A 10,693-nucleotide genomic window follows, 5' to 3' on the forward strand; every position below is an offset into this window, starting at 1 on the left:
CCCGCGCAAGGACCTCAGCGCGCTCTCCGGCGGCTCCTTCGACGCCACCGTGCTGCCGCTGGTGGACCTTTTGAAAAAACATGCAAATCCTCAGGGCGGCATTGATCTGCCCGATTACGAATTGGCCGAGTCCCTCGAACTGGTCGACTCCACCGCCGTGCACCTTTCCGACAATGAGATCCGGCTCGGAAAACAGGGCATGCGCGTGACCTTCGACGGCATCGGCAAAGGCTACATCGTGGACCGTGCCTCCGACGTCCTGGCCGCTCACGGTGTGGCGAATCACCTCGTCAATGCGGGCGGGGACATTCGGGCAAGGGGTGAACGCGCCCCGGGCCATCCCTGGATGGTCGCCATCGAAGACCCCGCCCGCAAGGGACGCTACCCCGCGGTCATCAAGCTGCGTGATGCGGCCGTTGCCACCTCCGGCGGTTACGAGGTGTTCTACGACGCCCGTCAGGCCCATCATCATGTGGTGGACCCGCAGACCGCCCAGTCGCCGACACAGAGCGTCAGCGTGTCCGTGACCGCTCCCACGGTCATGGAAGCGGATGCGCTGGCTACCGCGGCTTTTGTCATGGCCCCCAAGGCGGGTGTCCGCCTTGTGGACGAACTGCCGGGCAGAGAATGTCTTGTTGTCGGAAAATCCGGCGCGCGCGTTACCTCGCGCCACTGGAGCAACGCTGTTAAGGCCTGAGCCCTCAAGCCATAACATACCCCCAAGAGGGACCTGAACACCCCCTCGCCTCCAGTCCCCCTGAAAAGGGACGAACACCTCCCTTGTAAACGCCCCCGGACTCCCCATCCGGGGGCGTTTCACATGCAGCCAAAAAAAAAAGGCCCGGACGCTTGAGCGTCCGGGCCTTTGGTATACATGATTCGGGAAGTTAGGCCTTACGGCAGAACGGCTGCCCGTCCTTGCCGGGGAAGCGGTTCAGGCCGCGCAGGATGAACTTCACTTCCTGTTCGGGAACGGTGAAGGTGGTCTGGTGGTTCTGGACCTTGACGTTTTGGACCTTGAAGGGTCGGGTCTTGGTCTTGTTCACCAGGAAGTTCACGAACTTTTTGGGGTTCATGCCCTGATTCTTGCCCATGTTGGCGATCATTTTCACCCGGCCGCCACGCTGGTCGTTGCGCTGGGCTTCGTGGATTTCGCGGTAGGCGTCGTGCTCCAATTCGTCGCCGAAGGCGTAACGGAGCAGGGCGGCCATGGCTTCCTCAGGGTCGCGCTCCTGCAGAAACTCGCGCGCCAGCGGCAGGTAGGTCTCAAAATCTTCGGTGGCGAAGATTTCGTCGAGCTGGCTGTTGATGCGCTTTTTCTTGGAGTAGATCACGTCCTGCACCTTGGGCAGCGGCTCCTTGGAGATGTCAACGCCGGAGTCGCGGCAGATGAACATGAGCTTGCGGAACTCGCGCGGGGTGATGAGCGTGATGGCGGTGCCTTCCTTGCCTGCGCGGCCAGTGCGGCCCACGCGGTGCACGAAGGTCTTGGGGTCCTGGGGCAGGGCGAAGTTGACGACATGCGAGAGGTCGGGGACATCGATACCGCGCGCCGCCACGTCGGTGGCCACCAGAATGTCGATGGTGCCGTTGCGGAACTTGCCGAGGATGTGTTCGCGCCGGGACTGGTTCAGGTCGCCGTGGATGGGCTCGGCGGGGTAGCCGCGTTCGGCCAGCCTGCGGGCCACCTCGTCGGTGTCCGAGCGGGTGCGGCAGAACACGAGGCCCCGGAACTCCGGTTCCACGTCGATGACGCGGCAGAGCGCTTCGAAGCGGTCCGACTCGGACACTTCGTGAAAGACCTGCTTGGTGAGCGGGGCTTCGCTCTTCTTGGGCTGCACGGCCACGGTCTTGTACTCGCCCATGAATTCGGAGGCGATGCGCATGACCTGCGAGGGCATGGTGGCGGAGAAGAGCAGGGTCTGGCGGTCCGGGTTGCTCTGGGAGAGAATTTCCCGGATGTCGTCGATGAAGCCCATGTCGCACATCTCGTCCGCCTCGTCGAGAACGGCCATGGTGATGTGCGAAAGGTTGAGTGATCCGCGGTTCAGGTGGTCGAGGATGCGGCCGGGGGTTCCCACCACGACGTCGACGCCCTGCTGGAGGCTCTTGAGCTGGAGACCGATGTACTGCCCGCCGTAGACCGGCAGCACACGAATTTTCTTGCTGCCCTTGAGGGAGTTGATCTCCTCGGCGACCTGAATGGCGAGTTCACGCGTAGGCGCAAGCACCAGCATCTGCACGCCGCGCATCTTTTCGTCGGCGCGTTCGATGATGGGCAGGCCGAAGGCCGCGGTCTTGCCGGTGCCGGTGGAGGCCTGCGCGACAATGTCCGCTTCCTCGCCCAGCAGCATGGGGATGGTTCGTTCCTGAATGGGGGTGGGCTCTTCAAAGCCCTTCTTTGCGAGTGCCTCGCAGACGTTGTCCGAGAGACCGAGTTTCTTGAAAGGGTTCATTGTATCCTGTGGTTAAAAAGTCTGTAAGCCCTTCCAAAATGAAACACTCGCGAAATTACCAGTCGTCCTGAAACGGACGGCTGTCTCGTTGCCGGTCTGAATCGTATGGCGGGTGTGCGGGAGGACTTCTCGATGCGGCAGGTTTGTGCTTGGCCTAAGTCATGCGGCGCGCAAGGTCAAGGATTAATGTCAGCGCTATATTTTTCGCAGCGTGATGACGGCGATTTCCGGCGGCGCTCCGAGCCTGAGGGGCGGGCCCCAGTAGCCTGCGCCGTTGGAAACGAAAATCTGGGTGTGGCCGTGATCGTGCAGGCCGTAGACGTAGGGGTTGAAGCAGGCCACGGCAAGCGTCCACGGGAAGAATTGGCCTCCGTGGGTGTGCCCGGAAAGCTGGATGTCCACCCCGGCCCTGTCGGCATCAAAGATGATATCCGGCCTGTGGGCCAGCAGGATGGAGACGTCGTGCTCAGCGGCGCGGTCCATGACCTCCTTTGTGCGGGGAGTGTGGTCCTCGCGGAAGCGGCCGCCCTGCGTGTCGGGCACGCCCGCTATCAGCAGTTTTGCGCCGTTCACGTCGATGACCACGCTCTCGTTCACCAGCGGGACCATGCCGAGGAAGCGGGCTTCGCGGATCCATTCGTCCACGCCGGAATAGTATTCATGGTTGCCGGTGGTGAAGAACTTGTACGGGGCGTTCATTTCCGCAAACGGGGCCACGTCGGGCTTCAGCCACCATGCGCGGCCGTCCACGAGGTCCCCTGTGTGGACGATCATGTCGGCGTGCTGTTCGTTGATGAGGTTCACCAGCCGCTGCACCCAAGGCTTTTTGAGGGTGGGGCCGACGTGCGTGTCGGTGACTTGCAGAATGCGGTACCCGTCGAGCTGTTCAGGGAGGTGGGGTATCTCGATTTCCACTTCCGTGACCCTCGGCAGCGAGCGGGCGGTGTGGACGGAGTAAGCGGTCAGGGGAACGGCGATGAGCAGGATGGCCACGTTGCTCAGGTTCAGCCTGAGCCTGCGGTGGGAGGCCTTCTGTTCCTTGAAGAATATGGCCCGTTTTCGTCTGGATGCGAAAACGTCGCCTATGCGGGCCGCAATGCTCAGGACGTCCCGGGCCAGCATCATGATCATCACGAACGAAATGAAGCCGAGGAAGGTATATCCGGCAAGGTCGAGGGAGTCCATCAGATGATGGTCGTGCCCGTTCTTGCGCAGGATCCAGACAAAGCGCTGGCCGATGACGAGAAAGGCGACAATGAAAAATAACAGGCGCTTGAGCCACGCGGGCAGGGGCAGCGGGCGGATGACGCGCAAGCCGAGATAGGCGGTGATGACCACCGCTATGGTAACGACTGTGACCAGCCAGCCCATGGAATTGCTCCCTTGTTTGGCTGGAACCATAACGCATAAAATGAATTATGCCAACAGGCTCCTAATGTCCCTACGCTTTTTCGTCTAGACAGCCGGGTTCTTCCGGCTGAGGAGGCGCATGGCAAGCAGTCCGGCGACGGTCCAGCAGGCGATGCCGGTGAGGCCGGTGTCGCCCCCCAGAAGCGGGTTCATATCCGGGAATATGTGCTGCCAGACGCCGTAGGCCTGCGCGTTGATGGCGGCGTGGATGAACGCGGCCAGCAGGGTGCTTTGCCACGCCAGCGCGAATTCGTTGATGAAGATGCCGATGGCGATGGTGCCGAGGCACATCATCAGCACACCTGCAAGGGGGTGGCCGGGGTAGTTGAAGCCAACGAGCACCAGCGGCATGTGCCACAGGCCCCAGATAATGCCGAGCAGCAGGTAGGCCCGGAGTTTGCCCAAGGGCATCAGGGCGGGGAGCAGAAAGCCGCGCCAGCCGAGCTCTTCGCCGAGCGCGGCAAGGAAGTTGAAGATCGGGCCGACAATAGCGCTGGCCGGGAGCATGATGAGCAGCGCGTGGTGGGAAGGCATGGACGCCCCCGGTGCCATTTTCATGTCGTGGAGCAGTCTGGTCATGGCCCAGTCCGGCGAACCGAGGCCAATGAGCCAACTCAGCCCGTAAGCTGCGGCGAAGACGGCCGGAACGATGGGAATGACGGCCAGATATGGCTTGAAACCGCCGAAGCGCAAACCGAGGGCGGAGACCGGCCTGCCCGCAAGGGCGTTGACAGCCAGCGCGCATATGCCGGGTATCCACATGACGCCCACCAGCAGGAGCATGACGCCGGGTTCGAGCAGTCTCTCGGCGCGGAAGCCGTTTGCGATCATGGCCGCTTCCGCAGCCCATGTCAGCCCGATCGTCAGGAAGACGAAGAGGGCGACGTGGCCGTTACTCGGTTGTGCAGGAGCCGTCTGTTGCATCCGAGGGCACATAGCAGCATTCCGCGCCTTGTACAATGCGGCACCATGGGGAGGCGAGGAGCGTGCCCACCACCGGGGCGGTCATGTAGATCCAGAGGTGCTCGAGGGTTCCGCTGGCAAGCGCCGGGCCGAGAGAGCGCGCCGGGTTCATGGACGCTCCGCTGACCGGGCCGCCGAACAGTGCGTCGAGTGCGACGGTGCCGCCCACGGCAACGCCCGCCATGATGCCCTTTTCCTTGTGTCCGGTGGAGACGTTCAGAATAACGAACATGAGAATGAAGCTGAGGACGACCTCCATGAAGAACGCCTGAAGCACGCCGTTCACCGGCAGGGTGGAGCCGAGGGTGCCGGTGCTGTTGCCCGCATAGATGACGGCCAGCAGCGCTGCGGCCGCGATGCCGCCGAGGAACTGCCCCGCGAAGTATCTGGGCACGGCGCTCCACGGGAGCCGTCGTGCGGCGCAAAAGCCCACGGTGACTGCCGGGTTGAGGTGCGCGCCGGAGATGTTGCCTACGGAGTAGATCATGGCCATGACAACCAGCCCGAAGGTCATGGCTATGCCGACGTGGGTGACGCCGCCGAACAGGCTGTCCGCGACAATGGCTCCGCAGCCTGCGAAAACCAGACAGAAGGTGCCGATGAATTCGGCGATGATGATGTTCATGCTGTTTCTCCCGGAATGAGTCAGTTCCGGGGGCATGATTCAAGACGCCTGAAGTATTCCCTGCGGCAGCGGTTTTCCGTTTCGAGCATGAGCCGGAACGGGGTGTTGAAGTCCGTTTCGCCTGCCGCGAACAGGCCGTGGCCATGGACGATGGCCGCCGGGGAACGCTCCATGGCCGGGGGCAAAGTGTTGCACAGGCCTGTGGGCCCGGTGCCGACCTCGCCCGGAACCACCGGAACGCCCGCAACGTAGCGCTCTTTGGGGCAACGAATGTGACATTCCCGTGAAGAATCGCAGTCGGTCTCGTCGCAGACCATGGACATGATGACGCTGAAACGCGGGTGGCCGTGCAGGATGCAGCGGGTACCGGAACGGGCGTACACACCCTCGTGGGCGCTCAGTTCGCTGGATGCGGTCAGGCCCGCGCACGAGCTGCCGTCGCGCGGGCACGGGTCGATGCAGCCTTCCAGCTCGTCGAGCGAACTTCCGGTCTGGCTGATGTAGACCGTATCGCCGAGCAGGCAGGAAATATTGCCGAAGAAGGAGTCCACCAGCCCGTAGTCGACCACGGCCCGTCCGGCCTCGGCCATGGCCGCGAGCAGGGTCTCCTCGTCGTTGAACGGGCCTTCGGCCAAGGCCGGGGCCTCGGTATGGGGCGAAGCAAGATGGTCCGAGACGGTTTTGAACGCCTTTTGGAATTCAGGGTCAGGGCCTTCGCCCGCGCAGGCTGAAAGGTATTCGGAGAAAAAGAGCACGAAGCAGGCGAAGCAGACCGAGGAGTAGAAGACAAACCCCTGTTCCGGGCTGACCGTGCCATGGCTGATGACGCCCTTGCCGGGGATTATGGCCGCCTTGCGCTTGCGGATGGCTCCGGCCACGGCGTCGGTGTCGAAATCAACGGCCAGCGGAATGTCGTGCAGGAAGGTGCGTGTCTCGCAGTCTCGGGGGCAGATGCCCTCCGGATAGCGTGCGGCAAGAAAGTCTATTATGGATGCGTAAGGCTCTGCAGGCGCGCAAATACCAGCGAGTTGATGCTCATGCGCTCGAAAACGCCCCGGAGCACTTCGACTTCGGGGGCCTTGCGGTTCCACTCAAGCTCTGCGTCCAGCCCGCCAAGCAGCGGGGAGCCGGGAGCGGCGAGGCCCTGTCCGACGAGTTTTTTCGCGTATTTGTCCAGAAGGCGTTTCATTGTTTTTTTGTCTTCTTAACTGTCCGAATTAGTTTGTTTCCGGTTGGAAAACAAGTTCGAGGCGCGCTGCTGTTTCCGCTGTGGGCAGGCCGTTTTCATCCAGCCCGCGCACGCGGTAGTAGGCCGCCCGGGCCGCGAGGAATTCGTCGCGGTCCAGCGGCCGGATTTCCACGCCGCCGCCCGAGGTGCCTTCCTCGGTGAAGAACCGCTCTGGCAGGTCATCGTCCTCGGCGGTGAAGCCGTTCTGGGCGTTCATGATGCGCTCGTTGTAGTAGATGCGCTCCCCGGCGGACTGCAGGTCGTGCCCGGTGGACGCTACGCCCGTCACGGCGGTGTAGGCCTTGGCGTATTCCTCCAGCCCGGCGGCAAAGAAAATGAATTTGCAGGCGGTGAGCGAATCCACGGCAGCGTTCACGTCTTCGGCGATCTTCACGATACGCGCCTTGCCGGAAAAGGAGAAGCGGTCCGTAGCTACAGGCTTGCGAAGAATCTCGTGGCTCACCGGATAGGCGCGCAGATGGCAGGCCCCGCGCGTGCTGACAGCGTAGGCCAGCGCCATGCCGTAGGCTCCGCGCGGGTCGTAGGCAGCCATCTCCAGTCCCTTGACGGACATGGAGGCCTCCGGGTGCCCGGCGCAGTCGGCCACGGCAAACGAGCCGTCCCCGAGGGAGCCGCCGGAAGCCATCTCACTGATGGCGTCGAGCAGGGAGTCGCGGTCGAAGTCCCTGCCGCTGATCTCCCGCAGGCAGGCCAGCGTCGACCCGGCCGAGATGGTGTCCAGCCCGAGTCTGTTCAGCAGGTCGTTGGCCTCCAGCACCACGTCCATGTCCGTGTTGCCGATGAGCGCGGTGAAGTGGGACATGGTCTCGAACTCGGGCATGGAGCGGCCGTCCTGCGCGATCTTCTTGCACAGGATGTGGCAGCCCTTGCAGCCGTGCTTTTTCGGGGAGTACCGCTTCTTGTAGGCTGGAGCATTGAGGCGCGGCGCGTCCGGAAAGCGCGTTTTGGAAAAGTTGTCCGTGGGCATCATGCGCCGCGAGTCCATCAGATCGAAGATGGACCCGGTCCCCCAGCAGGAGAAGCCGTTCTGCCCGAGCAGCACCGGAGACGCGGCAGTGAGCCGGAAGATTTCCTCCCGCGCCTGCTTGAGCGCGTCGAGGTCGTGGACTGCTACACGCCCGGAGCCTTTGATGGTGATATACTTGACGCCCTTTGCCGCGAGGACGGCACCGAGGCCGCAGCGTCCGGCTGCGTGGTGTCTGTCGGTCATGACCGCGGCCATGGGGGAGCCGTTTTCCGCTGCCGGGCCGACGCAGGCAACGGACATCTTTCTGCCGTTTGCGGCCTCCAGCGTGTCGAACACGGTGGCGGTCTCGGCGTGGCGCAGACCGGAAGCGTCAGCAAGCGTGATCTCGTCGTCCCGGATTTCGATGCCTGCCAGCGAGGCGGCGTGTCCGGTGATGACAATGCCGTCCCATCCGGCCCGCTTGAGCTCCGTGCCGAGTTTGCCGCCCACGGATGAATCGCCCACGGCCCCGGTGAGAGGGGAGCGCGACATCATGCAGGCCCGACCGGAGGTGGGCGCGATGGTTGCGCCGAGCGGTCCGGCAAAGAGCAGGAACGGCATGTCCGGATGGTTCCAGTCCAGCGTGCAGCGGGGGCGGAGGTAGTGCCCGGCGAGTCCCTTTCCGCCGATGAAGCGACGATACACGGATTCGTCCGGGTGTTCGGTCCGGCAGGTTCCGGTTGCGAGGTCGAAGTGCAGGACCTTCCCGGTCCAGCCGTAGGGGCCGTTCTTCATTGCATTCCCCCGCCAATCAGCGGCTTTGTGTTGACCATTGCGGCGATTTGACTATCATCGCGCCGCAGGGGGAGTTATGTCCAAGAAGAAAGACAAGGTCAACGCATCTCGCCGCAACTTTCTGTTCGGGGCCGTTCGCCGCGCCAAGCGCGAGGAGGCTTCCGAGGCGCCCATAGCCGCCAGTTCCGAGACGATTTCGCTCATCAGGCTCGCCAACGAGGCCTTTGATCGCGAGGACTGGGACGAGGCCATCAAGCTTTACCGCAACTACCTCAAGGAGGAAAAGGACCTCGATGTCCGGCTTCGCCTTGGGGAAACGCTCTATTTTGCCGAGCGGTATAACGCCGCACGCGTGGAGTTCCGCACCGTGCACAAGCGTCGGCCCGAGGAGCTGAAGGCCGTTGTTTACCTCGGGCTGTGCTACGCACGCTCCGGGAACCTCGAACGGGCCGCCGAGACGTGGAAGATATTTTTTGACCCCAACAATATTCCCATGCAGCGGGAACTGAACCTCCAGATAGGCCTCATTGAGGACGGTCTGGCCGACTGTGCCGACTCCGTTGCCAAGGCCGTGGAGGCGCATCTGACCTGCAGACCGCTCCCCACGCCTTCCTGAACCTGAAAACAGTGCGATTTCCCGCACATCCCTTTTGACGCAGGGCCGTGGAGGGTGGTATCGTCCCGCCATGAACCAACCTGCGAGCGATTCCCTTTTTTCGCGCCGACAGCGCGCGTTCCTGCTTTCGGCAGACCCCGAGCTTGCTGAGATGTTCGGGTCGCTCTGGCCGCCCGAGACCATGGAGCTGACCGTCTTTGAGCGCGGACGCGGGGCCATCGAGTTCCTGTTCAACGAGCCGCCGGACCTTTTGGTGGTGGATAACCGGCTGGACGACATCAGCGGCAAGGAGATCGCCGGGCTGGTCAAGAGCGAGAACGTCTACCGGCAGCTCCCGGTGGTGATGGTGCTCGACGAGGGTGACATGGGCGAGCCGTGGGACTGGAATCAGGTGGAGGTGGACGACTTCCTCGTGCGTCCCTTCACTGCCGATGAGGCGCGCGACAGGGTGAACCTGACCCTCTGTCGAGCCATGCGCGCGCTTGACGCCAACCCGCTTTCCAAGTTGCCCGGCAACACCTCCATCATCCAGCGCATCCAGACGCTCATCGATGCGGGCGAGGACTTTGCCCTGGCCTACTGCGACCTCGATCATTTCAAGTCCTTCAACGACAAGTACGGCTTTTCACGGGGCGACGAAGTGCTGATGATGTCCGCACGGGTCATCGTGAACACCATTCGCGGCCTTGGCGGGGTCAAGAGTTTTGTCGGGCATGTGGGCGGCGACGACTTCGTGTACATCGTGCCCCCGGACAAGGCCGAGGAGTCGGCCAAGCGCGTCATCGAGGCGTTCGACTCCATCGTGCCGCATTTCTACGACGAGAAGGACCGCCTACAGGGCTTCATCCGCTCCACGGACAGACAGGGCAACGAACGGACCTTCCCGCTCATGGCCGTGTCCATCGCCGTGGTCCTCAATCTCGATGGCCGTTTGAAGCACTATGGTGAAGCCTCGGCCATCGCCATGGGGCTGAAGAAAAAGGCCAAGGAAAACCCGCAGAGCTCCTATGTCCTCGACCAACGGCAAGACTGATTCCGGTCTCGGCGAACTCGGTACCCGGTTTCTGGAGTATCTGGACGCCGAAAAGGACTATTCTCCGGCCACGCTGCGTTCCTACGGCACGGACCTCACCCAGTTTGAGGAATTTCTCTCAGGCCGAAAGGCCACGCTGGAGCGACCGGAAAAGGTCGGCAAGGATCACGTGCGCGGGTTCCTCGCCGAACTGCACCGTCGCGGCGTGGGCAAGGCTACAGTGGCACGCAAGCTCTCGAGTCTGCGGGCTTTTTACCGTTTTCTGGCCCGCAAGCGCATCTGCGGGAGCGATCCCACGGCCGGGGTGCGCAACCCCAAGCAGGAGAAGACGCACCCGAGGGCGCTGAACGTGGATCAGGCGCTTGGAATGATGGAGGCTTCCGTGACCCCGGACCCGGAAGGGCTGCGGGACATGGCGCTGGCCGAGTTGCTGTACGGCTCCGGGTTGCGCGTCTCCGAGGCCATGGGGCTGGACGTTTTCGATGTGGATGCGGGCGTTGTCCGCGTCATGGGCAAGGGGCGCAAGGAGCGCATGGTGCCGCTCACCGGCAAGGCCGAAGAGCGCATCCGCCGCTGGCTGGAACAGCGGCACGCCTTTGA

General features: G+C 62.9%; 11 protein-coding genes. 4 read left to right on the forward strand and 7 right to left on the reverse strand.

What is annotated here, in order from left to right:
• A partial coding sequence (locus JCM12178_RS15190) for an FAD:protein FMN transferase (protein ID WP_172677158.1) occupies nucleotides 1–697 on the forward strand: 697 nt, incomplete at its 5' end.
• Between the two features lie 190 nt (nucleotides 698–887).
• Here JCM12178_RS15190 and JCM12178_RS15195 read toward each other — a convergent pair.
• The 7 genes from JCM12178_RS15195 to JCM12178_RS15220 all read right to left on the reverse strand — a co-directional run bounded on the left by JCM12178_RS15195 (nucleotide 888) and on the right by JCM12178_RS15220 (nucleotide 8,444).
• Nucleotides 888–2,456 (reverse strand): DEAD/DEAH box helicase, encoded by a 1,569-nt coding sequence (locus tag JCM12178_RS15195; RefSeq protein ID WP_054652602.1) that lies wholly within the window; start codon nucleotides 2,454–2,456, stop codon nucleotides 888–890.
• Between the two features lie 195 nt (nucleotides 2,457–2,651).
• Entirely contained in the window at nucleotides 2,652–3,827 is a 1,176-nt protein-coding gene (locus tag JCM12178_RS15200) for a metallophosphoesterase (RefSeq protein ID WP_054652604.1), read from the reverse strand.
• A gap of 84 nt (nucleotides 3,828–3,911) precedes the next feature.
• Complete coding sequence (locus JCM12178_RS15205) at nucleotides 3,912–4,697, reverse strand: CPBP family intramembrane glutamic endopeptidase (RefSeq protein ID WP_054652606.1); 786 nt, start codon at nucleotides 4,695–4,697, stop codon at nucleotides 3,912–3,914.
• A 61-nt stretch (nucleotides 4,698–4,758) separates the two neighbouring features.
• A complete protein-coding gene (locus tag JCM12178_RS15210; protein WP_054652616.1) occupies nucleotides 4,759–5,454 on the reverse strand; it encodes an MIP/aquaporin family protein in 696 nt (231 codons plus the stop codon).
• Nucleotides 5,455–5,474: 20 nt separating this feature from the next.
• The gene (locus JCM12178_RS15215; RefSeq protein WP_245628813.1) at nucleotides 5,475–6,332 is read right to left on the reverse strand and encodes a class II aldolase/adducin family protein; all 858 of its coding nucleotides are present in this window, start codon (nucleotides 6,330–6,332) and stop codon (nucleotides 5,475–5,477) included.
• A gap of 107 nt (nucleotides 6,333–6,439) precedes the next feature.
• Nucleotides 6,440–6,643 carry a hypothetical protein gene (locus JCM12178_RS20010; protein ID WP_245628814.1) on the reverse strand — a complete coding sequence of 68 codons (204 nt, stop codon included), beginning with the start codon at nucleotides 6,641–6,643 and terminating at the stop codon, nucleotides 6,440–6,442.
• A 28-nt stretch (nucleotides 6,644–6,671) separates the two neighbouring features.
• On the reverse strand, nucleotides 6,672–8,444 hold the full coding sequence (locus JCM12178_RS15220) for an aldehyde ferredoxin oxidoreductase family protein (RefSeq protein ID WP_054652608.1): 1,773 nt from the start codon (nucleotides 8,442–8,444) through the stop codon (nucleotides 6,672–6,674).
• A gap of 76 nt (nucleotides 8,445–8,520) precedes the next feature.
• Between JCM12178_RS15220 and JCM12178_RS15225 the strand changes: the two genes are divergently transcribed.
• The 3 genes from JCM12178_RS15225 to JCM12178_RS15235 all read left to right on the forward strand — a co-directional run.
• Nucleotides 8,521–9,060, forward strand: coding sequence for a tetratricopeptide repeat protein (locus tag JCM12178_RS15225; RefSeq protein WP_054652610.1), 540 nt, complete (start codon nucleotides 8,521–8,523; stop codon nucleotides 9,058–9,060).
• Nucleotides 9,061–9,130: 70 nt separating this feature from the next.
• Entirely contained in the window at nucleotides 9,131–10,093 is a 963-nt protein-coding gene (locus tag JCM12178_RS15230; protein WP_054652612.1) for a GGDEF domain-containing protein, read from the forward strand.
• Nucleotides 10,068–10,693, forward strand: a 626-nt coding sequence (locus tag JCM12178_RS15235) for a site-specific integrase (protein ID WP_054652614.1), incomplete at its 3' end; no start/stop codon positions are given. The genes JCM12178_RS15230 and JCM12178_RS15235, both read left to right, overlap by 26 nt.

Source organism: Salidesulfovibrio brasiliensis JCM 12178 (assembly GCF_001311825.1).
GTDB lineage: Bacteria > Desulfobacterota > Desulfovibrionia > Desulfovibrionales > Desulfovibrionaceae > Pseudodesulfovibrio > Pseudodesulfovibrio brasiliensis.

Coding starts and splice junctions, on each gene's coding strand:
- JCM12178_RS15200 (WP_054652604.1), bottom strand. CDS start 3,827: ATGGGCTGGCTGGTCACAGTCGTTACCATAGCGGTGGTCATCACCGCC.
- JCM12178_RS15225 (WP_054652610.1), top strand. CDS start 8,521: ATGTCCAAGAAGAAAGACAAGGTCAACGCATCTCGCCGCAACTTTCTG.
- JCM12178_RS15220 (WP_054652608.1), bottom strand. CDS start 8,444: ATGAAGAACGGCCCCTACGGCTGGACCGGGAAGGTCCTGCACTTCGAC.
- JCM12178_RS20010 (WP_245628814.1), bottom strand. CDS start 6,643: ATGAAACGCCTTCTGGACAAATACGCGAAAAAACTCGTCGGACAGGGC.
- JCM12178_RS15205 (WP_054652606.1), bottom strand. CDS start 4,697: ATGATCGCAAACGGCTTCCGCGCCGAGAGACTGCTCGAACCCGGCGTC.
- JCM12178_RS15230 (WP_054652612.1), top strand. CDS start 9,131: ATGAACCAACCTGCGAGCGATTCCCTTTTTTCGCGCCGACAGCGCGCG.
- JCM12178_RS15210 (WP_054652616.1), bottom strand. CDS start 5,454: ATGAACATCATCATCGCCGAATTCATCGGCACCTTCTGTCTGGTTTTC.
- JCM12178_RS15195 (WP_054652602.1), bottom strand. CDS start 2,456: ATGAACCCTTTCAAGAAACTCGGTCTCTCGGACAACGTCTGCGAGGCA.